This is a genomic window from Ralstonia chuxiongensis (genome assembly GCF_024158925.1).
Lineage (GTDB): Bacteria > Pseudomonadota > Gammaproteobacteria > Burkholderiales > Burkholderiaceae > Ralstonia > Ralstonia chuxiongensis.
This window is the reverse complement of record NZ_JAMYWC010000002.1, coordinates 61,288-84,458: the sequence shown is the minus strand read 5'-3', so window position 1 is coordinate 84,458 and position 23,171 is coordinate 61,288. Positions and strand designations below refer to the sequence as shown.

The window sequence follows — 23,171 nt, the reverse complement described above, 5'->3', positions numbered from 1 at the left end:
AGTTATTGGAGATACAAATGAGTATCGCAAACGGAAATATCGTGCAGTGCATCGGCGCCGTGGTGGACATTCAGTTCCCGCGCGACGCGATGCCGAAGGTCTACGACGCGCTGGTGCTGGACGACAGCAACGACGCTTCGTTCGCCGAGAAGGGCCTGACCTTCGAAGTGCAACAACAGCTGGGCGACGGCGTGGTGCGTACCATTGCGCTGGGTTCGTCCGACGGTCTGCGTCGCGGCATGCGCGTGGCGACCACCGGCGCGCCGATCTCGGTGCCGGTCGGTCACGGCACGCTGGGCCGCATCATGGACGTGCTGGGTCGTCCGATTGACGAAGCCGGCCCGATCGCCTGCGACGAAAAGCGCGCGATTCACCAGAAGGCCCCGAGGTTCGACGAGCTGTCGCCGTCGGTGGACCTGCTGGAGACCGGCATCAAGGTGATCGACCTGGTCTGCCCGTTCGCCAAGGGCGGTAAGGTGGGTCTGTTCGGTGGCGCCGGCGTCGGCAAGACCGTGAACATGATGGAGCTGATCAACAACATCGCCAAGCAGCACTCGGGCTTGTCGGTGTTCGCTGGCGTGGGCGAGCGTACCCGTGAGGGCAACGACTTCTACCACGAAATGAAGGACTCCAACGTGCTCGACAAGGTGGCCATGGTGTTCGGCCAGATGAACGAGCCGCCGGGCAACCGTCTGCGCGTGGCGCTGACCGGCCTGACGATGGCCGAGCGCTTCCGTGACGAAGGCCGTGACATCCTGTTCTTCGTCGACAACATCTACCGCTACACGCTGGCCGGTACCGAAGTGTCGGCACTGCTGGGCCGTATGCCTTCCGCCGTGGGCTATCAGCCGACGCTGGCTGAAGAAATGGGCAAGCTGCAGGAGCGTATTACGTCGACCAAGACTGGCTCGATCACGTCGATCCAGGCCGTGTACGTGCCTGCCGATGACTTGACCGACCCGTCGCCGGCAACGACCTTCCTGCACTTGGACTCGACCGTCGTGCTGTCGCGTGACATCGCTGCACTGGGTATCTACCCCGCAGTGGATCCGCTGGACTCGACTTCGCGCCAGCTCGACCCGCAAGTGGTTGGCCAGGAGCACTACGAAGTTGCCGACCGCGTGAAGAAGACGCTGCAGCGCTACAAGGAACTGCGCGACATCATCGCGATTCTGGGCATGGACGAACTGTCGCCGGAAGACAAGCTGGCCGTGGGCCGCGCTCGTAAGATCCAGCGTTTCCTGTCGCAGCCGTTCCACGTTGCAGAAGTGTTCACGGGCTCGCCGGGCAAGTACGTGCCGCTGAAGGAAACCATCCGCGGCTTCAAGATGCTGGTGGACGGCGAGTGCGATCACCTGCCGGAACAGGCGTTCTACATGGTCGGCTCGATCGACGAAGCCTTCGAGAAGGCCAAGAAGCTCCAGTAAGAGCAACGTCTGGCGCCGCGCGTAAGCCGGGGTCAGTACTGGCTTCCTGAAGCCCATTCAGGAAGCCGCTTTTCTGAGCAAAGGAATCGAGATGGCAACCATTCATGTAGACGTCGTCAGCGCTGAGCACGAGATCTTCTCCGGCAATGCCAAGTTTGTGGCACTGCCTGGCGAAGCCGGCGAGCTGGGCATTCTGCCCGGCCACACGCCGCTGATCACGCGCATCAAGCCGGGCGCCGTGCGCATCGAGAAGGAAGATGGCGGCGAAGAGTTCGTGTTCGTTGCTGGTGGCATTCTCGAAGTGCAGCCGAAGAAGGTGACCGTGCTGGCCGATACCGCAATCCGCGGTCACGACCTGGACGAAGCCAAGGCGAGCGAAGCCAAGCGTGCGGCCGAAGAGGCGCTCCAGAATCAAAGCAGCGACCTGGATCTGGCCCGTGCGCAAGGTGAACTGGCCGTGGCCGCTGCGCAGCTTGCAGCGATCGCGCGCCTGCGTCGCAAGCGCTAAGGCAAGTGTGTACCGGCCGGCGTCATCGGCCGGCGCAGACGAAAAAGCAGCCCCGAAGGGCTGCTTTTTTTTTCGCCTGCGAACTGGCGCGGCACTTGGTCAGCGGTGCTCGCCTTCGCGCTTCTCATCACCGCGATTGCCTTGCGGATGTGGTTGGGCTTCATGGTGTTCCTGCCGTGGCGGTTGGGCCTGCGGTTGAGGTTGCGGCGGGCGCGCCTCAGGCGGACGCGGCTGGGCCTGCGGTTGCGGCGGCCGCATTTCAACGTGCGGTTGCGGTGCGGGACGCGGGGCTTCCATATGCGGTTCCGGCCGGCGTTGTTCAGGCTCCGGGCGTGCGCGCATCTGCGGCGGCTCGTTGTGCGGACGCTCCTGCATGGCCGGTGCGGGGTTGCTATTGAAGCGATTCGGCTCCTGGCCACTGCGCTGTGGTTGCGTTTGAGGATGCGGCGCCTGTGTGCCAGCCTGCGGCAGTTGCGGGCGCGGCTCGAAGGCGCGGCGCTCGTCGCGCGGTGTACCTGGCGCGCCTTCGCGCTGCGGCGGACGTGTCGTCATGCCGGCCGGGCCTTGTGGCGCAGGCGCAGTCTGCGGTTGCGCCGGCCGCTCCCGCGGTGCGGCGGCGCCCGGCAAGGGGCGTGGACGGTTGATCGCGTCGGGGGCCATGAGGGCCCGCGGAGCCGGTCCAGGCTGGGCACCATGCGGCATCTGCGTGCCCTGCGGGTTCGGGGAGCCCATCAATCCTTGCGGACCATTCGGACCGCGTTGTTCCGCCGGTCGGACGGGCTCGGCGTGTGCGGCCCCGTTCGGTGCGGCGCGACTCAACCGTAGACCCGCTGCCTGCGCAGCCGCAGGTGCGGTCGGCATCTCTATTTTGGCGTGACCCCGCACCGGTGCAACGCGGGCGCCCACGTTGCCGCCCGTCCACGCCGGGCCTGCGCCCGGGAGCGCGCCGCCTTGAGAGCGGAAGCGTTCTGCCAACGCATCGTGTCCGCCTGCCGGTGTGGCGGGGGCGCGCACCGCAATCGCCTGACGTGTAAACGCCTGCGGCGGCGGCAACTGATGAGGCCCGCCGTTGGCCGCCGCGCCTACCAGGCTGGCACGCACCGGTGCCAGCGCCGGCGTCGACACAAACTGCGCGTGCGCCATCTGCGCGCGCAGTTGCTCCGGCCGCAGATGCGTCATGGCAGGGCCGACCGGCTGGCCGTTCACGAACGTCTTGGCCGGCACTGCCGTCAGTGCGGCGGGGTTGTTTGCGTTGACATAGGTGACCCGGTTCACGTTTCGAACGTTGGTCACGTTGGTGGTGTTGTTGATGATGGTCTTGTTGACCGTGACGTTGTTCACCACCACCGTGCGGTTGATGTTCGTCACGTACGTCGGGCTGGCCGCGTACACGGGGCGATATGCCTCGCCCGGCGCCAGCGGGAACCACGCCACACCCGGCGAGCCGATCGAGATGTTGATCCCCCAGCTCACGCCGCCGCCACCTCCGCCGCCCACGAAACCAACGAGTGCCGGCGCATAGACCGGCCGCGGCACCACCGGCCCGGGCACCCAGCACCAGGTGGAGCCGACATACGCCCAACGGCCGTAGTGGAAAGGCGCGAAACCCCACGGCGCGTCATCGACCCATGTCCAGCCCCAGGGCGCCACCCACGCCCAATGGCCTGTGCGATATGGGGCCCAGCCGGCGGGCACGGCGCGCGGTACCCACACGGCGCCATAGCCGTCTTCTTCACGCCATGAGCCGTTGTCGTCGAGGGCTTCATAGCCAGTCATTTCACGACCGACGTAGCGGGCAGAGACAGATGCGTCTTCGCGGGCATCGCGCGATTCCGCCCAGCGGTCGAAGGCGTCGCGCCCGGGGTTGTCGGTGCCGCCGGCCTCGGCGAGGTCGGTGCCGCCAAAGCGGATTTGCTGGCCCGCCCCCAGCGGAGTGGAGCGGTCATCGCCGTAGGCCGTGCCCTGGCCGTGCCACACGGTGACGGTCGTGCTTGAGCCATCGGGGGCGACGTCGAGACGGTATTCGCCCGGTGCCTGTGGCGTGAACGCAAGGTTGGGCGTGTCGATCTCGATGGTCTGGTCGGCGGGCAGCGAACGCACGCGAACCGACAGGGCGCCTTGGGTGAGTTTCACCTGGGTGTTGCGGTCGTCCAGGTCGACGAGCGTGGCGCCAGTGTTCTGGCCCAGCCGCAGCGCCGTGGACCCGACGTGCAGCTCGCTGTGGCTGCCCTGGTCCGACCACAGGCGGTCACCTGTGGTTAGCGGGCGGTTGAGCGAGGCGCCGGCCCAGTCATCGGAGCCGGCGGGCGCGAAGCTCACCGTGCCGGAAAAGTCCGACAGCCGCGCCACCCGCGAGGCCGGATCGGCGGCCATCGCGGCCTGCGCACCGCAGACAAGCAATACGGCGGCAACGCCCACCGCGCGCAACACATGCGGCAGCCGTACACCGGAGAGGGGAGAACGACGGGAAACATTGGACATGGTGAGCCCTCGTTTTTATGGCGGCCTGTGCCGCGTGGATGTCTCCATTTAACGCGGCAGGCGTCGAGGGGTCGACTTGGCTTTGTAAGAGCGTGTTTCCTGGCGCGGGAAGCCGACACACAAGTCAGCCGCCTCCAGAGCGCGCTGGGGAAGGGCGGGAAGCAGACGGGCAGGCGCGCGAATTGCGCGCACAAAAAAAAGCGCGCGGGCCGGGGAGCACCGCGCGGACGGGAAATCCCTTCGAGGGGTCAATTCGAAAGGAGGGGGTAACCTTGCACCGTGGATCGTGTCGTCGCCATCGGGTCGGGGGAATGACCGTTTGGGGCGCGATATGGCGCACAACAATTGGACACAAACGCTGGGGTGCGAAGGCATTTTGGGTGACGGGCTCGCCCTGAGGCGTAACAAAGTGTGTCGGATTGCAATCGAATGCAAGCGCTGTAAAGGCCGCTTGGTGTGCATGCAAAAGCGCCTGGAGGGCCTGCTCAGGGAACGCCTGCTGCACCCGCACAGTCCCAGCACTTTGCCGCTTAGGCAGACGGGGCTTGGAGAAAGGCGAACCAGCGGGGTGTGTCCTAGTCTGGGGTGTCGGTTTCATAGGAGGGAGGCATGCACAGGCATGCGATGCACCATGTGTTGCAGAAGTCGGTGGGCGCGGGCGTTTTTGTTACCTTGATGGGGGCACTGGGCGCGGCCGGGGGCGCACAGGCCGGCACCGAAGCGGCCTCTGCTCCGCCTGCAACGCCGGCGAGTGCGCCTGCCGCCTCCGCACCTGTTGCTTCTGCGCCAACTGTCCCTCTTGCAAAAACGAAAGAGCAGTCCGAGCGTCTAGCCGGCAGTTTCTGGCAGGGCGCGGTGGGAAAGGGCGCCGACAGCCCCGGTTGGAACGTGTGGTTGAACGTGTACGACCCGCCACCCAAAGAGCAGGACAAAGACAAGGATCCGGTGGCCGACACACTGACCGGCGAAGCCTACGATGACCGCCCCCAGGGCCGCGCCTTATGGACCATCGAAGGGCGCAACGTGCCCGAGCGCCGCTTCGTGTGGCGCGAACATGCAGAAGCGCTCGATGCGGCCGGCCAGTCCGTCGTGCGCGACGGCGGCACGCTCTCCGGTGCGTTCTCGGCCGACGGCGCCACCGCTACTGGCACCTGGAGCGACGGTGGCCGCAGCCAGCCCTTCACGTTAAAGCGCGTGGCGCGCTATCAGGAGGCCACGGGCGCCGCCGGCCAGGCCAAGCTGACCGAGCGCTATCCGGTGACAGGCGATGCCGCCATCGACGCGCTGATCCAATCGCTGCGCGTGCGCAAGTGCGACCAATACGACACCGAATGCGTCATCCGCATCAGCGCCGTCGGCCTGGGCGACACCGTGAGCCTGTTGCGCATGGTGTGGGCCTACAGCGGCGGCGCGCACGGCAACTACAGCTTCACAGCGGGCAACTGGCGCCGCGGTGTGCAGGGCTTTCAGCCAATCGCCTTGGCCGATGTGCTGAACCCCACATCCACGTGCCTGCAGAACTTCAATACGCAGATTGTCGATGCGCTCAAGCGAGAAGGCGCACCCGATGCGCCGCGCGGCGCGCTCAAGGAGCGCGATCTGCGTAACGCCGCGTTTCCGTTTACGCTGCAGGGTGACCGCATCGTCGTGCACTACGGGCCGTATGAGGTCGGCCCGTATTCGTCGGGCGCCTTCCGAGCCGCCGTGCGCTTCGATGACCTGGGCGCCGCATGCAAGCGACCCACAACCTGATTGCAGCCGCATCACCAACCATGTCCGCCAATCCTTCGTACGCCGACGAGCAAGCCACCATGCGCCGGCTGCTGTCCGGCAAGACCATCGCCGTGGTCGGCCTGTCGCCACGCCCTACGCGGCCCAGCTATGACGTGGCGCGCTATCTGCAACAGGCCGGTTATCGCATCGTGCCCGTCAACCCGCAGCACGCGGGCGAAGACGTGCTCGGCGAGCCCTGCTACGCCACGCTCACCGAAGCGGTGACAACCCTTGCCGCCGCCGGCCAGCGCATCGATCTGGTCGATATCTTCCGTCGCTCAGAACAGGTCTTGCCCGTTGTGCAGGAAGCCGTGACGCTGGGCGTGGGAGGCATCTGGGTGCAGCTCGGCATCGTGAATGACGAGGCGATGGCCGTGGCGCGCAACGCCGGCATTCCGGCCGTGCAAGACCGCTGCACGAAGATCGAACACTGGCGGCTCGGTATCGGCGAGCAAAAATGAACGCCGGCCCCAAGGCCTTGTGACAGACACGGCGGCGCAGGGGACAGACGTTTCGCCGACGACCGCGCCGATCGCTTCCTGACCTATCGGGGGAGTTGAGCCAACCTGGCGCGCTACACTCTGGCGGTCATCGCATCCCGCTTACATCATGGCCGTCGATCCGCAAATCCTGCAGTTTTATCAACGCCTTGCCGAACAGTTCGGCGCCTTGCCCCCGTCTGAAGACGCGCCCGCGCAGCGCGCGCGCTTTGAGGCGATTGCTGCGGTATCCGAGCGGCCCGATCCCGAAAGCGTTGACGTTTCAGACCTCAGCCTGCCGCTCGCCGGGCGCACGCTCGACGCCATCGTCTTTCGTCCAAAAGGCGTGACCACGCCGCGCTTGCTGGTGTGGTTTCACGGTGGTGGCTGGGTGGTTGGCGCGCCGCGCACAACGCATCGCATGCTGGTCGCCTTGATCGCGCAAGACACGGGCTGTGCCGTTGTGAGTGTCGATTACCGCCTCGCGCCCGAGCACGCGTTTCCCACGCCGGCGGACGATGCACGCGACGCGCTCGCGTACCTTGCCGAACAGCGCGCGGACCTCGACTTCGACCCGGACTTCCTGGCTGTGGGCGGCGACAGCGCGGGCGGCCATCTTGCGGTGCAGGCCGCGCGGGGCATGCGCCCCGGTCTCGTGAATGCTCAGTTGCTGCTGTACCCCGTTACCACGCCCGCTTTCGGTAGCGAAAGCTACAACGCGTTTGCACAAGGCCCCGGCCTCACGCGTGATGAAATGCGCTGGTACTGGGAGAAATACATCGGTGCTGAAGCACTCGCCAAGCCACTCGCCGAGCACGACCCACGCATCTTCCTGATGGCGCGCGCGCCGGCATATACGCCGCCAGACACCGTCGTCATCGTGGCCGCGCACGACGTGCTGCGCGACGATGGCCTGCAATACGCCGACTACCTCGTGCAGCACGGCGCGCAGGTCATCACCATCGAAGCCTCCGGCATGACGCACGCCTTTGCGCGCATCCAGTTCGAGGCCGAGCGCGCACGCGAATGGATGCGCCGCGCAGCGCACGCATTCGTCGGGATGATCAGCGAGGAATAAGCGGGGCGGGACTAACGCGTTGGCGTGCGGCGCGGGCGGAACGCGGCGAGCACCCGGCGTGTGACAAACAGCGAGAGATAGTCGTGCACGCGGGCGTCGGCCGCCAATGTGCGCATTGTCTGCATGTACTGCTCGCGGACGAGATCAGCCGGTGCGCCGGTGTCCTGTGCGATCTGGTGGATCTGCTCGTCCTGGTCTGCGATGGCGGTACCCATGTTTGCTTTCCGGTCGTTGCTTTGGCGGTGACGCGCTGGCTGACTTGCGCGGCAAGTGACCACTATAGGAAACGCGTCGGAACAATCCAGCCTTGTTGCAAAGCTTTCAACGGGTCACCTGCGCGGCATCAAAACGGTGCTGTTGCCGGCGCAGACACTGCACCGGCAATGATCATTTGCCCCAGTTTGCGGGCATGCTCTGCAGGCCGATGGCGGCGCCCGACGCATCCGTCACGCGTGCCAGTTCACGATACGCAATCGCCTGCACGCGCTCGGGCAGCGGCACGAACTTCGCGCGCGCGGCCAACTCGTCGCCGTGGAAGTAACCCCACGTCAGGAACTTCAGCGCGGCCAGCGTGCGCGGGCCCGATGCGCTGACTGCCGGCACGACGATGAAGGTGCCCATCGTGATCGGCCACGTCTCCGCACCCGGCAGGTTGACCAGCGGAGCCGTGAAATCGCCTTTGCGGTTCCACGCGCTCTGCATCACGGCCTCACGAAAGCCGCTCACCTGCGCGCTGACAAAGCGGCCGGCCACGTTGCGTAGCTGCACGCCGCTCAGGTCGTTGTCGAGGATGTAGTTGTAGTCGACATAACCGATGGCGCCGGACGTAGCCTGCACCGCTTTGACCACATCGCCGCTGCCCTTTGCCGCGGTAAAGCCCGCCGGCCAGTTGATCGTCGATTTGGTGCCGTAAGCGCTTTTCCACTCGGCGCTGACAGCGCTCAGATAATCGGTGAAGTGGTACGTGGTGCCTGAGCCATCGGAGCGCACGACGGGATGGATCTTCAGCTTGGGCAGCGTCACGCCCGGGTTCAGCGCACGCAGCTCAGGCGCATCCCAGCTCTCGACCTTGCCGAGGAAGATCTGCGCCAGCAGTTCGCCCGTCAGCTTGAGCTGACCGCGCGGCACACCCGGCACGTTCACAAACGGCACCGCACCTGTCACCACCGACGGCACGCAGACGAGGCCTGCCTTGGCAGCCTCCGCGCTGGAGAGCGGCACGTCAGACGCACCAAAATCCACCGCGCCCGCGCGAATGCGCTTCAGGCCTTCACCTGAGCCCACCGCGTCATAGCTGAGCGCAACGCCCGACGATGCGGCATATCCCGCCGACCAGACGCGATAGACCGGCGCAGCGGCGGTCGAACCTGCGCCGCGCACATCGGCGCGCGCGAGGAGCGGCAAGCCCGCAGCCGCAATGGCCAGGGCGAGAACAACGTGCTTGAACATGGGGAGAGCTGCGGACTGCAGAAGACGCGAAGCGTGCGATTGTAGCGACGCACCTGTGACAGCACGGCGTGCAGCCCGGATAGAGCCCATCTACAACATGGAGATCTGTTGTAAGACGTTCCGCAAACGTTAGGCGGAGTAGGGGGTGGGATCGGCGGTTTTGTTTAGGTCTCGCCGATCCCGGCCGATCAGATCAGGCGACGGTGCTGGCTGCGTCGGCCTTGATCAGGCCTTCCGCCGTCAACGCTTCAACCACCTGCGGCCGAGCACCCACCCGCGCCATATACGCCTGCACGTTCGGATACGCGCCCATCGGCAGCGCCAGGAAGTTCGTCCAGTTCAGCACCGCAAAGGCATAGGCGTCGGCCACGCTGTAGGTGTCGGCCAGGTAAGGCTGTTTGGCGAGGCGCGCGTCGAGTTCGGCAAAGCGCTTGGCGAGCTTGTCCTTGGCACCCTGGCGCGTGGCTTCGGGCGTTTCCTTGTACCAGAGCGGGCCGAAGCCTTTATGCAGCTCGGTGCTGACAAACGTGAGCCATTCGATCACGGTCAGGCGGTGCGCGCTGCCGGGCTTGCCGATCAGCGCTTGCGTTGGGTCGAGGTCGGCCACGTATTGCAGCAGCGCGGCGGCTTCGGTGTGGCGCGAGCCATCGGCCAGCTCCAGCAGCGGCACGTAACCGCGCGGCGAGATCGTGTAGAAATCCGTGCCGTCGGCGGTGACGTGCTTGGCAAGGTCGACGGCGGTCAGGTCAAACTGCGCACCCACTTCGCGCAGGGCGATATGAACGGCCAGCGAGCAGGCGCCGGCGGAGTAGTAGAGCTTCATGGTTGTCATCTCGTGAACGGGTTGGGAAGCCGCCGACGGCGGCGGTGACGACACTGTAGGATTGCGCCGGTGCCAATGAAATAGGCGGAGAAGCAAATCATGCTTGCACAGACGCAATACCGGTTAAGCGCGGCCGACCTTGAGATCGTACTGGCGATGGTGCGCACGGGCACGCTGGCGGCGGCCGGCGAGCGGCTTGGCGTGGATGCATCCACCGTGTTCCGGTCATTGCAGCGCATCGAGCGCGGGCTGGGCGCCACGCTGTTTGCGCGTTCGCGTACGGGCTATCTGGCGGGGGACTTGGCGCAGGCCCTGGCGGAACAGGCCGAGCAGGTGGAGTCGGCGCTCGAGGCCGCGCGATCGGCCGTGCATGCGGTGCCCGATCAGGTATCAGGCACGGTGCGCATCACCACCACGGACACGATCCTGGTCGGCATGGTCGCGCCCGCGTTGAAGGCGCTGCAGGCCGAGCATCCGAACCTGAGTTACGACCTTCGTGTGGGCAACGAGCTGGCCAGCCTGACCCGGCGCGATGCTGACATTGCCGTGCGGGCCACACGGCGCCCGCCGCAGCATCTGGTGGGCAAACACATCGGGTCGATTCGCGTGGGGCTGTATGCGGGGCGCACGAGCGGCATCACCTACGCCGATGTCGAAGCCGGCCGCACGCAGTGGTTCGCGATTGACGACGCGATTCCCGATCACCCGTCGGTGAGTTGGCGCAAGCGGCATTTCCCCAAGGTCATGCCCACGTACTTCGTCAACAGCCTGCAGATCGCGGCCGAGATGGTGGGGATGGGTATGGGCGTCGGGATCCTGCCCGTGGTGATGGCGCAGGAGCGCAGCGATCTGGTGGCGCTGAGGGATCTGCAAGATGCCAATCAATCAGAGTTATGGCTGCTGACGCATCCGGAATCGAGGCACTTGCGGCGGATTGCCGTGGTGTATGGCCACCTGGCGCAGACGTTGCGTTTGCCCTGATTCAGTTGGCTGCAACGGCCGGTGCGATTGGCTGCTCTTCGGGAATGAGCGCGGCGCGGCGGCGCAAATCCTCCGTCGTGTCGCCATTGCCATCGGGCCGCCAGCCTGGCGGGCGGAACAGATAGCCGAGCACTTCGCTGGCCGAGCGCGCAGTCTTCAGGTCTTGCCACAGCCCGCGCCAATGTGCGAATTCGATCACCAGCAGGTTGTATGTGCGCATCGGGTGCACGAGGCCGTACCGGCAGGGCACGTTCTTGCGCTCGGGGATGTACGTGCCGAACAGCCGGTCGAACACGATCAGCACGCCGCCGTAGTTGCCGTCGAGGTATTCGAGGTTGGATGCGTGATGCACGCGGTGTGCCGACGGCGTGTTGAGCACCCATTCCAGGGGCCCCAGGCGGGGGATCCACGTGGCGTGAATCCAGAACTGGTACAGCAGATTGAGCGAAAGCAGCATCAGCACGATGCGCGGCGGCATGCCCAGCAGCGGCGCCAGCGCAAAGAAGGCGAGCGTGCCAGTCAACCGTCCTGTCCAGCCGAAGCGGTAGGCCGCCGACAGGTTCAGGTCATTTGGCGAATGGTGGATGGCGTGCGTACACCAGAACCAGCGCACGCGGTGCGCGGCGCGGTGGTACCAGTAGTAGCAGAACTCCTGGCCGAGAAAGCATGCGGCCCAGCCCGTCCAGTGGTCCATCGGCAGTGTCCACAAACGATGCTGGTAGACCCATTCCAGGCCTTGCATCCAGAACGCCAGCGGCACCAGCCAGCGCAGTGGGTACTCGCGTACCAGGAAATCCACCACCGACACGCCGGCGGCCTTCCAGTCGTAGTTGGTCCAGCCGTTTCTCAAGGACAGCACGATCGCCTCGGCCAGTGACGACACCAGCACGAGCACGACGGCAATCTTCAGGATGGTGAACAGCACGGCCATGGCGCGGGGCTCCCGGCTCCGTAGGAATGCCAGCGACGGTACTGCAAACGATGCCGGGGCGGCAATTGGGGCCGACGCCGGGGCCTCTTACAACGTATTCAGCGCCCCCAGGTGTTGTTGCGGTTGTGCAGAAAGATGTGCACGCCGCCGCTCTTGTCTTGCGCCACCCCGGCGCTGCCCCAGGGGTAGCGCGTCAGGCCGCCCGGGTCCTTGCCGAGTTTGCTGGCGATCCAGCGGCGGTGGCGCTCTTCCGCGACGTCGATGTCGTCGTACGAGACCGGCTGCGCCAGCTCGACAAATACGCTGACGAGCGCATCGGCCTCAAACCGTAGGCTGACGGTCACCGGCGTGGCGTCGTCCAGCGCAGCCACTGTTGCGAATTGGCAGGGAACGTCTTTCCCCTCGACGCTCACGGAGCGCACGGGCCCGACTGCAAAGCGTGCCGGCAGGGCATCGGCTCGTGTCTGCGGCGTGATGCGGATGTCGGCGAACCGGATGTCGCCGGTGGCGGGGTCGATGTGGAGGGCGTCGTGCATGGGCTTCAGTTTCAGGGGAATGAATTGCCTGGGCAATCATGTGGGGCGTTTCCTTTTATAGCAGTCATCCCCTCGTGGGGGCGGGTTTCGCCGGCTCAAGTTCGCCTGCGCGGTGCCGTAGCAGTTTGGAGTGGCCCCCGACAGCCGGCAGTCGGATCTGGAGGGCGCTACGGCAAATACCGTACGCAGTCAGATTCATGGAAAACGTTTGGCCTAGAAGAATCATGATCTCCTCTCTCCGCACCCGAATTCTCCTCATCTCATCGGTCACCGTAGTCGGTGCCCTGGCGTTGTCCGGCGCCGCCACCTATTCCATCGTGCGCTCCAACACCATGGAATCGATCGAACAGAATCTCGCTGCCATCACCAGCGCCAACACCCTCGTCATCGACAAATGGGTGGCCGCCAAAGCGCGTGCCGTAAAGACCACTGCAGACGCCGTCGAGCATGGCGATCCGCGCGGCCTGGTCAAGCACATGGGCGACGCCGATGGCTTTCCCATCACCACCATCGGCTGGACCGACAAATCGTTCCTGTCTACCAGCACCACCACGCCCAAAGACTACGACCCCACGGTCCGCCCCTGGTACAAGGAGGCCATTGCCGCCGGCAAGCTGCTGGTCACCAAGCCCTACGGTGACGTGGCTACGGGCGTGAAATACGTATCGTTCTCTGCCCCGCTGATCCGCGGTGGCGAAGCCACCGGCGCGGTGAGCGGTGCCGTGCCGCTGGATCGCGTCCGCGACGTGGTGGCCGCGGTGCATCCGACGCCGTCGAGCCTCGCGTTTGTCGTGGCAAAGGACGGGCAAGTCATCGCCCACCCCGACGCCAAGCTGATGCTCAAGCCGGTGTCCGATGTGTCGGCGGCGCTCAATGCCGATGTGCTGGCATCGCTCGCCAAAGCCAATGCTCCGCTGGAAGTGGAACTTGCTGGCGCGCCGAAGCTGCTGAAGGCACAGGCCGTGCAAGGCACCGACTGGAGCCTGGTGATCGCGCTGGACAAAGCCGAGGCCACCGCGGGTTTGCGCAGTGTCGTACGTGCTCTGGCCGTCGCCATCGTGCTGCTGACACTGGCCGCGCTGGGCATCGCCGCGTTCTTCACGTCGCAGTCGTTCCGCCGCCTGTCGCAGGTGCGTGATGCGATGGACACCATCGGCTCCGGCGGTGGTGACCTCACGCACCGCCTGCCCGTGGTCGGCAACGATGAAGTCGCGCAGATCAGTGCCTCGTTCAACACGTTCATCGACAAGATTGGCGAAGTGCTGCTGGAAGTGCGCGCCAGCGTCGACAGCATGAAGTCCGCCACCGGCGAGATCGAAGCGGGCAACCGTGACCTGTCCAACCGCACCGAAGTCTCGGCCAGCAACTTGCAGGAAACCTCTGCCGCGTTGACCGAACTGACGACCAGCGTGAAGAACTCCGCAGATGCGGCCGTGCAGGCCACGCGCCTGGCCAGCGATGCGAGCGATGCCGCCACGCGCGGCGGCGACGTGGTCTCCAGCGCGGTCAGCACGATGGACGAAATCGCCAAGTCTTCGGCGCGCATCACCGAGATCATCGGCGTGATCGACAGCATTGCGTTCCAGACCAACATCCTCGCGCTGAACGCCGCAGTGGAAGCCGCCCGTGCCGGCGAAAACGGCCGCGGCTTTGCCGTGGTGGCCGGCGAGGTGCGCACGCTGGCGCAACGCAGCGCTACGGCCGCCCGCGAGATCAAAGACCTGATCCAGGCATCGGAAGCCAGCGTGAAGACCGGCGCGCAACGCGTGCAGGCCGCCGGCGCAACGATGCAGGAGATCGTGCAGGGCATCGAGCGTGTCGCGCGCATCATCGGCGAAATCGATGGTGCGATGCACGAGCAGAGCACCGGTATCAGCCAGATCGATCGCAGCGTCGCCGAGATGGACCAGGCAACGCAGCAGAACGCCGCGCTGGTGGAGCAGTCGACGGCTGCATCGTCGATGCTCAACGAGCAAGCGCAAGGCTTGGCACGCACGGTCGGGCTGTTCAAGCTGCGCAGCGCCTGACGCGCCTTACCCCTCTTCACCGCGCCCGAGCCGGGTGCTCCTTTGCCTAGAATGGAGCCCCGGCAGCTTCCCCCGCGCCTCTTGCCTTCGGCGGACGTTGCCTGACCTCAACGCTGCGCCGGTATGCCCAATGTGCTGATCCTCGGTGGCCGCGCGCCGGTGGCGCTCGACCACGCCCGCCGCTTTGCCCACCAAGGGTGGACGGTCTGCATTGCCGACAGCATTCCGTGCCAGATCAGCGGCGCCTCCCGGGCGGTCGCGGCCACGTTTCGCATTGCATCGCCGCGCCACGCGCCGGCGCAGTTCGCGGCGGACCTTGCACGCATCGTGAACGAACGGTCCATCAATCTGGTGGTGCCGACTTGCGAGGAAGTCTTTTTCGTATCGCGTTATCGGCATCACTTGCCGAACCACGTGCGAGTGCTGGCCGAGGACTTCGACAAGCTGCGCGCGGTGCACAGCAAATGGCAGTTCCTGGAACTTGCGCAGGATTGCGGCGCGGATGTGCCGGTCTCTGCGCGGGTGCGCACGTTGGATGCAGCGCGCGCCTGGGCAGGCGGGCGCCCGATCGTGCTCAAGCCGGAGTTCTCGCGCTTTGGCGTGCATGTGCGCCTGTATCGCAACGGCATTCCCGACGACGCACCGCCGCTGGCCGACCTGGGCGCGTGGGTGGTGCAGACGTTGGTGGCGGGTCAGGAATTCTGCTCGTACAGCGTGGCCGATCGCGGCCGACTTGTGGCCCATGCGCTGTATCGCCCCGATTGGCGTATGTCGACGAGCGCGAGTTTCTATTTCGCGCCCGCGCGCATCGACGCGGTACGCAATTTCGTTGCCAACTTTGCGCGCAAGCTTGATTTCACGGGGCAGCTCTCGTTCGACTGGATCCAGCAGGCCGATGGCCGCGTGAGCCCGCTTGAATGCAACCCGCGCGGCACCAGCGGCTGCCACCTGTTTGGCCTTGACGATGCACTGCCCGCCGCGCTGGCCGGCACGCTCGACGGTTGTATCGAACCGTCGCCGGGTGTGCCGCGCATGGCGGCTGCGGTAATGGCATCGGCGGGGCTGTTCGATGCGGTGCGCCACGGCAGGCTGCGCCAATGGCGCCAGGACTGGCGTGCCGCCACCGACGTCATCGCCACGCCGGGCGACCGCGGCCCGCTGTGGGGCGGCGTCTGCGATCTTGCCGCGTATGCGCGCATGGCTATCGCGCAGCGTTGCAATATGCGCGAAGCTGCCACGCAAGACATCGAGTGGGACGGCCAGGAGCTACCCGAGGTATGAATGCCCCCGGCGCCGTGCCGCATGCGTGCTTTGCCGACAAGGCGGGCGCGTTCCTGCACGTGCATCGCGGGCAGGCGTCGCTGCCGTTCGTCGCCAATCTGGTGACGCAGGTCGACGTGGTGGAGGCCGGCGGTTTGCCACTGCCGGTCACGATCAACGACGGGGAGGATCGCGCCGGTCATGCCGAGAATGCCTGGGTCTGCTCGCCCATCACCACGTATGGCCGCTATGCGGCGGAAGAGTCCGAGCGGTTGATGCCGCGCGTGCTCCGGCCGCTCTTGCGCGGTGCGATTGGGCTGGCCGATGCGTGGATGCGGCATGCGCAGCTGGACCGGGCGGTGGCTGTCAACAACTGGTTGGTCAGTACGAACCTGTATCCACCGGCGGCGGCTTTTGATCTGGATGCGTTGGTGCATACATGCCGCGACCGGTGGCCGGATCGCGCGATCTGGCTGCGTTCGCTCAATACATTGCAGCATGCCGATTGGCTGCGCGCCGCCACGTCGGCCGGCTTTGCGTTGATTCCCACGCGGCAGGTCTATGTGTTCCGGAATCTGCGCCGCACGCGCCAGCACCAGAACCTGCGCCGCGACCTGCAATGGCTGGACAAGACGCCGCTGACGTTCGTGCCGCATGAAGCCTTTGCCGACGCCGATTTCGCCCAGGCCGAGCGGCTGTATGCGCAGCTCTATCTCGACAAGTATTCCGCGCTGAACCCGCGCTATACGGCAGCGTTTCTTCGCGCGTGGCATGCGGCGGGGCTGCTCGAATGCGGGGGATTTCGCGATGCGCAGGGCGTGCTGCGCGCGGTGGTCGGGGTGTTTGGGCAAGGGCCGTTGCTGACGGCGCCCATCGTCGGATACGACACGACGTGGCCGCAGCAGGCGGCGCTGTATCGTCTGCTGATGGCGCACGTGCTGCGCCTGACCATCACGCGTGATGCCGAACTGAACCTGAGCGCCGGCGCTGCCCACTTCAAGCGCCTGCGCGGCGGCATGCCGGCCATTGAGATGAGCGCCGTGTACTGCCGGCATCTGCCGCCCGCCACGCGCCGCGCAATCGCTGTGCTGTGCACCCTCACAACCCGGATCGGCGTGCCGATCATGCAACGCTTTCAGTTATGACTGCCTGGAATTCCACGCTGCTGCGCGGTTGGTATCCCGTTGCCGAAGCGCGTCGCCTGCGCGACAAGCCGATGCGCGTGACCGTATTTGGTCGTGCGGTGGTGCTCGCGCGTTTGCCTTCGGGCAGCCTGCTCGCGCTTGATGACCGCTGCCCGCATCGGCATGTGCCGTTGTCCGATGGGCGGCTCGTTGGCGAGACACTTCAGTGCAAGTACCACGGCTGGACGTTCGGCGCCGACGGCCGCTGCACCGCCATGCCGGGTATGTGCCCGGGCGCGGCTGTGCCCGCCGTGCAAGTGACCGCGTGGCAGGTCTTCGAGCACGACGGGCTGATCTGGCTGAGCGCACGGGCGCCAGGTGAAGCCGCCCCCGCAGCATTGCCGGCGTTCCTGAATTGCTTGCCGGCCGGCAGCCGCCGCTTTCTGTGGAGCACGTTGTGGCATGCGCGCCCGGTTGATGCGCTGGAGAATTTTCTCGACCCGCTGCACACGCACCTTGTGCATCCTGGCCTCGTGCGCAGGCACGGCGCGCGCCAGCCCGTGACGATCACGCTTACGCAATCGGCTGAGGGGCTGCAGGTGACTTACGCCGGCCAGGCGCAGCAAAGCGGTCTGCTCTATCGGCTGTTCGAATCGCCGCGTTCGATGGAGCGCGCGCACTTCGGCACTGCCGCGCCTGCCTCGGCCCAGCTCGAATACCGCTACGCCAACGGCAGCGCGCTGTACTTCACGCTGCATTTCACGCCAGAAGACGAAATGCGCACGCGCGTGTTCGGCACGCTGCATGTGGAAAAGCGCTGGGCGCCTGCCTGGGCCGTGCGTGCATTCGTCTGGCCGTTCCTATATCGGGTGGCTGAGCAGGACCGCCGGGTGGTCGAAGCGCAGGCTGCCAATAGCGTGCGCTTTGGTCGGCAGGACGGCATCTCCACCGAGCTCGACCTTGTGCGACCCATGCTCGATGCCGTGTGGATGCCCAATGGCAAGCCTGTGGAGCCGGGCGAGCGGGTGATGCAGATGTGGCTGTAGCGCACCACGTCGTTACATTGACCGTCCGTCGAAGTGGGTGACCGGCACGCTGGCCAGATCGATGTCTTCCAGGCAGCGGACGTTGACGGCAATCATTGGTGTGCCGTCGGGCATGACGCCTTCGGCATACGGATGGATGCCGCAAGTCGGGCAGAAGCGGTGTTTGATCACATGCTTGCGGAAGAGATAGGTGCTGGCGTTGTCTTCCGGCGTGAGCAGCCGCACCTTGTCGGGCGCCACGAACCACAGCAGCGAGCCTTTGCGCTGGCAGATCGAGCAGTTGCACGCCATCGCACTTTCCGGATGACCTTCAACTTCGAACGCGACGTTTCCGCAGTGGCAGCTTCCCTTGTGTGTCATGCCGGTCTCCTTGTAGCGTGTTTGTGGTGGATGTGGCGCCGTTCACTATAGGCGAGCCGGTCCGCGCACGATGTCCGCTTTCTCGGGAATCGCCCTAGGTCTCTGCCTCCGTGCAGCGATGCGACAATCGCCGCGAGCCGACCACACGAACGTCCCACGGATCGCCGCGCCTTGACGGCGACCGCGTCACGAGGAGCCATCATGCATCGCCATCGTCCTGTTGCTGTGATCCGGGCGGTTTCTGCCACCGCCATCTTTGCCGGCTGCGCCGGTGCGTTTGCGCAAGCGTCGGAACCGGCGGCGGCTCCTCCCTCGGCGCCACCGCTCTCGGCGCAGATCATCAACATGGGCGGCATGACGCCGGACGAGATCGGCCCCGTCATCGCCGAGATGGGTACGCTGCGCACCAAGACCCTGGTGACGGCGGCCAACGGCACGGTCGGCATCCAGGTGGGCACCGTGGCCAGGCACACGCATACGTACTCGGACGAGATCCAGTACGTGATGTCAGGCACGGCCACCGTCTGGCTCGACAACGCGCCGCGCGAGGTGCGGGCGGGTGATCTGATCGTGATTCCACGAGGCGTGGTGCACGGAACGCTGACGACCAGCACGGATTTCAAGGCGATGGCGATCAAGCTGCCGCCGCAGCGCGCGGGCGATACGCACAAGGTGCCGTGATATCTGCAGCGTGATCTGCGACATGTTGGCCTGGGTCAGGGCGGGATAAAAACACCATCCCTTACAATGGCGCCCTCCTAAAGAGTCCTTCGCCATGTCCGCCCCGCTCGCCAACGACACCTTCCTGCGCGCCCTGCGCCGCCAGCCCACCGACTACACGCCGCTGTGGCTGATGCGCCAGGCGGGCCGCTATCTGCCCGAGTACAACGCCACGCGCGCACGCGCCGGCAGCTTTCTCGGCTTGGCCAAGTCGCCGGCGTATGCGACGGAAGTGACGCTGCAGCCGCTGGATCGCTATCCGCTGGACGCGGCGATTCTGTTCTCCGACATCCTGACCGTGCCCGACGCCATGGGCCTGGGCCTGTCGTTCGCGCAGGGCGAGGGCCCGCGCTTTGCCAAGCCGGTGCGCACGGAAGCCGATGTGGCGGCGCTGTCGGTGCCCGACATGTCGTCGCTGCAATATGTGTTCGATGCCGTGGCGGAAATCCGCCGCGCGCTGGTGCAGGACGGCCGCCAGCGCGTGCCGCTCATCGGTTTCTCGGGCAGCCCGTGGACGCTTGCCTGCTACATGGTCGAAGGCGGCGGCTCGGACGACTTCCGCACCGTCAAGTCGATGCTCTACGCGCGCCCGGACCTGATGCACCGCATCCTGGAGATCAACGCGCAGGCCGTCATCGACTATCTGAACGCGCAGATTGATGCCGGTGCCCAGGCTGTGCAGGTGTTCGACACCTGGGGCGGGGCGCTGGCCGATGGCATCTACCAGGAGTTTTCGCTGGCCTACATGGCGCGCGTGGTGAAGGGTATTCGCCCCGGGGCCGACGGCCAGCGCGTGCCCGTCATCCTGTTCACCAAGGGCGGTGGCCTGTGGCTCGAAGCCATGGCCGAGACCGGTGCCGACGCGCTGGGCGTGGACTGGACCGTCAACCTACAGCTTGCCCGCGAGCGAACGGAAGGGCGCGTTGCCCTGCAGGGCAACCTGGACCCGACGGTGCTGTTTGCCGAGCCGGACGCCATTCGCGCCCAAGTGCGCCGCGTACTGGAAGACTACGCAGCCAGCGGCGACAGCGACGGCCACATCTTCAACCTCGGCCATGGCATCTCGCAGTTCACGCCACCCGAAGCCGTGACGGTGCTGGTGGACGAGGTGCACAGCTTCAGCCGCGCGCTTCGCACGAAAGCGAAGTAACACGTATCAGATCAATGTTGCGGTGCGATAGCGTTTGAATTGGGCCGCAGTTGTGCGTGAAGCCGGGGGCACGGGTGGAATCTTCGCCGCTTTGGTGCAGTCGGGGTGAGTGACTGCTCGCCTGCGGGTGGCCCCATCTGGCGCCAAAGGGGTGTCAAGCGATTTATTTCGCGCTTTCTGGTGCGTAAGTCGGCTGTCAAGACTTGACTTATGCACAAAGCTGTCGCGGCTGGTTCTTTCCGCGGCGCAGCAGGGCAGGCTGTGTGCATCCAACGCATAAGTGTTTGATTTTTATAAAAGAAAGCCGCGTGCGCGTAAATCGTGCAAGCTAGAAAAACGGTGAATCCATTGGCTTGCGCGGGCGCGGCAGGCGACTTTTCAACAAAGTTATCCACAGGCCGTGTGGATAGCCGGGAAAATGGTCGCCGATCAGGGCGCCAAGGCACAAACCTCAAGTAATACTTGAACATTGAGCCGACCACGGCAATGGCTGTGAAGGCAAGGTGAGATGGGCAAGACGCATTTCCCAGGTGCAGGATCCGCCGCTGCATCGCAACAATCCCTTTGCAATTCAACCGTTTGCGCTCTGCATGACCACCACCCAAGTCGACGCTGCGTTCTCTGATGCCAAGGCGTCGGCCGCCATCGTGCGGGTGGTGATCGATACGCCGCTCGATGCGGTGTTCGATTACCGGTGTGCGCCGCCTGTGCTGCCGGGGCAATTGGTTGTGGTGCCTTTTGGCAATCGGCGCGTGGTGGCGTTGGTGGTCGAAACTGCCGCGACCACCGACGTGCCGCAAGAGAAGCTGCGCGATGTCGAGCGCGTGCTCGACTGGGTGCCGCCGCTCGACGGCGAATGGCGTGCCCTGGCCGAATTTGCTGCTGGCTACTACCACCGCGCACTGGGCGAGGTGACGTTGCCGGCGCTGCCGCCTCTTTGGCGCACGCCCGGGAGCTGGGACAACCTTGCGCGCCGGGCCAACGAAACCGCCTATGTGATGTTTGAACCGGCCCGGGCCGCGTTGCTGGACAGCATCCCGAAACGTGCATCCGGCGCCATGCGCTTGGCCGAAGCGCTGACCGGGGATGGCGAGTTGACCACCAGCGCTGCCGTCGAACTGCACGGGCAGGCCGTCGCTAAGCTGCGGGATTGGGCGACCGTCGGATGGCTGCGCGCAGAACTGCGGCCGAAGGCGCTGTTGCCGCAACCGCTCGAACTGCCGGCGCCTTCCGTCGCACCTGCCCTGAACGATGAGCAGGCCGCCGCCGTGGCGGCCATTGCCCAAGCTGGCGCGGCCGGCACATTCAGCCCATTCCTGCTGTACGGCGTCACGGGCAGCGGCAAGACCGAGGTCTACCTGCACGCCATCGCCGACGCCCTGGCGCGCGATCCTGCCGCGCAGGTGCTGATGCTGGTGCCCGAGATCAACCTGACACCGCAACTGGAAGCGCGCATCGCCGCACGCTTTCCCGGCGTGCCCATGGCGGCGCTGCACAGCGGGCTGGCCGAGCAGCCGCGTGCGCTGAACTGGCTGGCCGCCCATCGCGGCGAGGCACGCATCGTGCTCGGCACGCGGCTGGCGATGCTGGCGTCGCTGCCCAACCTCGCGCTCATCCTCGTCGACGAAGAGCACGACACGTCGTACAAGCAGCAGGAGGGTCTGCGCTATTCCGCACGCGACCTGGCGCTATGGCGTGCCAAGCAGCGCAACATCCCCGTCGTGCTGGGCTCTGCCACGCCGTCGCTGGAAACCTGGTGGCGCGCGGAGCAGACCGCCACCACGCGCCTGACGCTCTCGCAACGCGCGCAGGCTGAAGCGGTGCTGCCGCGCGTATCGCTCATCGACTTGAATCTGGAGCGCCGCGCCGGGCGAGAGATTCGCGATGGGCTGTCCAAGCCGCTCGTCGATGCGATTGCCGATCGCCTGGCGCGCGGCGAACAGAGCCTGCTGTTCCTCAACCGCCGCGGCTACGCGCCCGTGCTCTCGTGCGACGCGTGTGGCTGGCTCTCGGGCTGCCCGCGTTGCTCGGCGTATCTGGTGCTGCACAAGCCCGAGCGGCGCTTGCGCTGCCATCACTGCGGGTACGAATCGCGCATCCCGCATCACTGCCCCGACTGCGGCAACGTCGACATCGCCCCGCTGGGGCGCGGCACCCAGCGCATCGAAGAGACGCTTGGCGAGCTGTTTCCGCAGGCGCGCGTCGCCCGAATCGACGCCGATTCCACCCGCCGCAAAGGCAGCGCCGAAGCGCTGTTCGACACCGTGCACGAAGGCAGCGTCGACATCCTGATCGGCACGCAGATGGTCGCCAAGGGGCATGACTTTCAGCGCGTGACGCTGGTGGGCGTGGTCGCGCCCGACTCCTCACTGTTCTCGCACGACTTTCGTGCGGGGGAGCATCTCTTTGCGTCGCTGATGCAGGTGGCGGGCCGCGCGGGCCGGGCCGGGCTGGCGGGGGAAGTGCTGATTCAGACGCGGTATCCGGATGCCCCCGCGCTGCAGGCGCTGGTTCGGCACGACTACGGCGGTTTCGCGCGCCAGTTGCTGCGGGAACGCAAGCAAGCCGGGCTGCCGCCGTTTGCCTACCAGGCGCTGCTGACCACCGAGCACAAGGAAGTGGCGCGCGCGCTGGAGTTCTTGGGGGCGGCGCGTTCTGCCGGTGAAGCCTTGGCCGCTGAATTGGGCGCGCCGGTGTTTTTGCATGATCCGGTGCCGATGACGATGGTGCGGCTGGCTAACCGGGAGCGTGCGCAGTTGCTGGTGGAGTCGGCTTCTCGGGCGGCTTTGCAGAAGTTCTTGTCTGCCTGGACCGAGGGGTTTGCTGGGATCGGCAAGACTGTGAAGGGGGTGCGGTGGCAGTTGGAGATTGATCCTTTGAGGATTTGAGTGCTGGTGGTCCATCCCCCTTTCGTTCCCTGCCGGGACCGACTCACTTTTCTTTGTCTTGCCAAAGAAAAGTAAGCAAAAGAAAGGCGCGCCCGAGATGGCGACTTCCCCTTGGATTTGTGTCGCGGGG

At 65.8% G+C, this 23,171-nt stretch carries 20 protein-coding genes; 13 read left to right on the top strand and 7 right to left on the bottom strand.

Going from position 1 to position 23,171, the window contains the following annotated elements; all coding sequences use genetic code 11:
- The first annotated feature begins 23 nt into the window (after positions 1-23).
- Positions 24-1,427, top strand: a complete 1,404-nt coding sequence (atpD, locus tag NKG59_RS04975) for a F0F1 ATP synthase subunit beta (protein WP_045205355.1) — start codon at positions 24-26, stop codon at positions 1,425-1,427.
- Between the two features lie 91 nt (positions 1,428-1,518).
- Complete coding sequence (locus NKG59_RS04970; protein WP_253535746.1) at positions 1,519-1,935, top strand: F0F1 ATP synthase subunit epsilon; 417 nt, start codon at positions 1,519-1,521, stop codon at positions 1,933-1,935.
- A gap of 99 nt (positions 1,936-2,034) precedes the next feature.
- Here the strand turns inward: NKG59_RS04970 and NKG59_RS04965 are convergent, their stop codons facing one another.
- The gene (locus tag NKG59_RS04965; protein ID WP_253535745.1) at positions 2,035-4,416 is read right to left on the bottom strand and encodes a DUF6600 domain-containing protein; all 2,382 of its coding nucleotides are present in this window, start codon (positions 4,414-4,416) and stop codon (positions 2,035-2,037) included.
- 609 nt (positions 4,417-5,025) lie between these two features.
- On the opposite strand from NKG59_RS04965, the gene NKG59_RS04960 reads away from it, so the two are divergent.
- The 3 genes from NKG59_RS04960 to NKG59_RS04950 all read left to right on the top strand — a co-directional run bounded on the left by NKG59_RS04960 (position 5,026) and on the right by NKG59_RS04950 (position 7,746).
- Positions 5,026-6,168, top strand: coding sequence for an RsiV family protein (locus tag NKG59_RS04960; RefSeq protein WP_253535744.1), 1,143 nt, complete (start codon positions 5,026-5,028; stop codon positions 6,166-6,168).
- A 20-nt stretch (positions 6,169-6,188) separates the two neighbouring features.
- A complete protein-coding gene (locus NKG59_RS04955) occupies positions 6,189-6,650 on the top strand; it encodes a CoA-binding protein (RefSeq protein ID WP_253535743.1) in 462 nt (153 codons plus the stop codon).
- A 148-nt stretch (positions 6,651-6,798) separates the two neighbouring features.
- Complete coding sequence (locus tag NKG59_RS04950) at positions 6,799-7,746, top strand: alpha/beta hydrolase (protein ID WP_253535742.1); 948 nt, start codon at positions 6,799-6,801, stop codon at positions 7,744-7,746.
- An 11-nt stretch (positions 7,747-7,757) separates the two neighbouring features.
- On the opposite strand, the gene NKG59_RS04945 is transcribed toward NKG59_RS04950, so the two are convergent.
- The 3 genes from NKG59_RS04945 to gstA form a co-directional block, all read right to left on the bottom strand.
- Positions 7,758-7,961 carry a DUF3562 domain-containing protein gene (locus NKG59_RS04945; RefSeq protein WP_253535741.1) on the bottom strand — a complete coding sequence of 68 codons (204 nt, stop codon included), beginning with the start codon at positions 7,959-7,961 and terminating at the stop codon, positions 7,758-7,760.
- A 172-nt stretch (positions 7,962-8,133) separates the two neighbouring features.
- Positions 8,134-9,195: a phosphate ABC transporter substrate-binding protein PstS gene (gene pstS, locus NKG59_RS04940; protein ID WP_253535740.1), complete on the bottom strand. Its 1,062-nt coding sequence runs from the start codon at positions 9,193-9,195 to the stop codon at positions 8,134-8,136.
- A 193-nt stretch (positions 9,196-9,388) separates the two neighbouring features.
- A complete protein-coding gene (gene gstA / locus NKG59_RS04935; protein WP_045205310.1) occupies positions 9,389-10,018 on the bottom strand; it encodes a glutathione transferase GstA in 630 nt (209 codons plus the stop codon).
- 99 nt (positions 10,019-10,117) lie between these two features.
- Here gstA and NKG59_RS04930 point away from each other — a divergent pair, with 99 nt between their 5' ends.
- Positions 10,118-10,999, top strand: a complete 882-nt coding sequence (locus NKG59_RS04930) for a LysR family transcriptional regulator (protein ID WP_253535739.1) — start codon at positions 10,118-10,120, stop codon at positions 10,997-10,999.
- 1 nt (position 11,000) lies between these two features.
- Here NKG59_RS04930 and NKG59_RS04925 read toward each other — a convergent pair whose 3' ends face one another.
- Both NKG59_RS04925 and NKG59_RS04920 read right to left on the bottom strand, forming a co-directional pair.
- Complete coding sequence (locus NKG59_RS04925; protein ID WP_253535738.1) at positions 11,001-11,930, bottom strand: sterol desaturase family protein; 930 nt, start codon at positions 11,928-11,930, stop codon at positions 11,001-11,003.
- Between the two features lie 98 nt (positions 11,931-12,028).
- Positions 12,029-12,466, bottom strand: coding sequence for a hypothetical protein (locus tag NKG59_RS04920; RefSeq protein WP_253535737.1), 438 nt, complete (start codon positions 12,464-12,466; stop codon positions 12,029-12,031).
- Between the two features lie 224 nt (positions 12,467-12,690).
- On the opposite strand from NKG59_RS04920, the gene NKG59_RS04915 reads away from it, so the two are divergent.
- The 4 genes from NKG59_RS04915 to NKG59_RS04900 all read left to right on the top strand — a co-directional run bounded on the left by NKG59_RS04915 (position 12,691) and on the right by NKG59_RS04900 (position 17,923).
- Positions 12,691-14,493, top strand: coding sequence for a methyl-accepting chemotaxis protein (locus NKG59_RS04915; protein WP_253535736.1), 1,803 nt, complete (start codon positions 12,691-12,693; stop codon positions 14,491-14,493).
- Between the two features lie 123 nt (positions 14,494-14,616).
- Positions 14,617-15,774, top strand: a complete 1,158-nt coding sequence (locus tag NKG59_RS04910; protein ID WP_253535735.1) for an ATP-grasp domain-containing protein — start codon at positions 14,617-14,619, stop codon at positions 15,772-15,774.
- A complete protein-coding gene (locus NKG59_RS04905) occupies positions 15,771-16,898 on the top strand; it encodes a hypothetical protein (RefSeq protein ID WP_253535734.1) in 1,128 nt (375 codons plus the stop codon). Before NKG59_RS04910 ends, NKG59_RS04905 begins: the two co-directional genes overlap by 4 nt.
- Positions 16,895-17,923 carry a Rieske 2Fe-2S domain-containing protein gene (locus NKG59_RS04900; protein WP_253535733.1) on the top strand — a complete coding sequence of 343 codons (1,029 nt, stop codon included), beginning with the start codon at positions 16,895-16,897 and terminating at the stop codon, positions 17,921-17,923. Before NKG59_RS04905 ends, NKG59_RS04900 begins: the two co-directional genes overlap by 4 nt.
- Before the next feature lie 12 nt (positions 17,924-17,935).
- Here the strand turns inward: NKG59_RS04900 and NKG59_RS04895 are convergent, their stop codons facing one another.
- Positions 17,936-18,283, bottom strand: coding sequence for a GFA family protein (locus NKG59_RS04895; RefSeq protein WP_045205317.1), 348 nt, complete (start codon positions 18,281-18,283; stop codon positions 17,936-17,938).
- 201 nt (positions 18,284-18,484) lie between these two features.
- Here NKG59_RS04895 and NKG59_RS04890 point away from each other — a divergent pair, with 201 nt between their 5' ends.
- The 3 genes from NKG59_RS04890 to NKG59_RS04880 all read left to right on the top strand — a co-directional run bounded on the left by NKG59_RS04890 (position 18,485) and on the right by NKG59_RS04880 (position 23,041).
- Entirely contained in the window at positions 18,485-18,964 is a 480-nt protein-coding gene (locus NKG59_RS04890; RefSeq protein WP_253535732.1) for a cupin domain-containing protein, read from the top strand.
- A 94-nt stretch (positions 18,965-19,058) separates the two neighbouring features.
- A complete protein-coding gene (hemE, locus tag NKG59_RS04885; protein WP_253535731.1) occupies positions 19,059-20,153 on the top strand; it encodes a uroporphyrinogen decarboxylase in 1,095 nt (364 codons plus the stop codon).
- Positions 20,154-20,743: 590 nt separating this feature from the next.
- Positions 20,744-23,041 (top strand): primosomal protein N', encoded by a 2,298-nt coding sequence (locus tag NKG59_RS04880; RefSeq protein ID WP_253535730.1) that lies wholly within the window; start codon positions 20,744-20,746, stop codon positions 23,039-23,041.
- Positions 23,042-23,171 lie beyond the last annotated feature (130 nt).

Bases quoted from the DNA above. Each gene is read 5' to 3' on its own strand.
- NKG59_RS04970 (WP_253535746.1), top strand. From the start codon at position 1,519: ATGGCAACCATTCATGTAGACGTCGTCAGCGCTGAGCACGAGATCTTC.
- NKG59_RS04965 (WP_253535745.1), bottom strand. From the start codon at position 4,416: ATGTCCAATGTTTCCCGTCGTTCTCCCCTCTCCGGTGTACGGCTGCCG.
- NKG59_RS04960 (WP_253535744.1), top strand. From the start codon at position 5,026: ATGCACAGGCATGCGATGCACCATGTGTTGCAGAAGTCGGTGGGCGCG.
- NKG59_RS04955 (WP_253535743.1), top strand. From the start codon at position 6,189: ATGTCCGCCAATCCTTCGTACGCCGACGAGCAAGCCACCATGCGCCGG.
- NKG59_RS04950 (WP_253535742.1), top strand. From the start codon at position 6,799: ATGGCCGTCGATCCGCAAATCCTGCAGTTTTATCAACGCCTTGCCGAA.
- NKG59_RS04945 (WP_253535741.1), bottom strand. From the start codon at position 7,961: ATGGGTACCGCCATCGCAGACCAGGACGAGCAGATCCACCAGATCGCA.
- pstS (WP_253535740.1), bottom strand. From the start codon at position 9,195: ATGTTCAAGCACGTTGTTCTCGCCCTGGCCATTGCGGCTGCGGGCTTG.
- gstA (WP_045205310.1), bottom strand. From the start codon at position 10,018: ATGAAGCTCTACTACTCCGCCGGCGCCTGCTCGCTGGCCGTTCATATC.
- NKG59_RS04930 (WP_253535739.1), top strand. From the start codon at position 10,118: ATGCTTGCACAGACGCAATACCGGTTAAGCGCGGCCGACCTTGAGATC.
- NKG59_RS04925 (WP_253535738.1), bottom strand. From the start codon at position 11,930: ATGGCCGTGCTGTTCACCATCCTGAAGATTGCCGTCGTGCTCGTGCTG.
- NKG59_RS04920 (WP_253535737.1), bottom strand. From the start codon at position 12,466: ATGCACGACGCCCTCCACATCGACCCCGCCACCGGCGACATCCGGTTC.
- NKG59_RS04915 (WP_253535736.1), top strand. From the start codon at position 12,691: ATGATCTCCTCTCTCCGCACCCGAATTCTCCTCATCTCATCGGTCACC.
- NKG59_RS04910 (WP_253535735.1), top strand. From the start codon at position 14,617: ATGCCCAATGTGCTGATCCTCGGTGGCCGCGCGCCGGTGGCGCTCGAC.
- NKG59_RS04905 (WP_253535734.1), top strand. From the start codon at position 15,771: ATGAATGCCCCCGGCGCCGTGCCGCATGCGTGCTTTGCCGACAAGGCG.
- NKG59_RS04900 (WP_253535733.1), top strand. From the start codon at position 16,895: ATGACTGCCTGGAATTCCACGCTGCTGCGCGGTTGGTATCCCGTTGCC.
- NKG59_RS04895 (WP_045205317.1), bottom strand. From the start codon at position 18,283: ATGACACACAAGGGAAGCTGCCACTGCGGAAACGTCGCGTTCGAAGTT.
- NKG59_RS04890 (WP_253535732.1), top strand. From the start codon at position 18,485: ATGCATCGCCATCGTCCTGTTGCTGTGATCCGGGCGGTTTCTGCCACC.
- hemE (WP_253535731.1), top strand. From the start codon at position 19,059: ATGTCCGCCCCGCTCGCCAACGACACCTTCCTGCGCGCCCTGCGCCGC.
- NKG59_RS04880 (WP_253535730.1), top strand. From the start codon at position 20,744: ATGACCACCACCCAAGTCGACGCTGCGTTCTCTGATGCCAAGGCGTCG.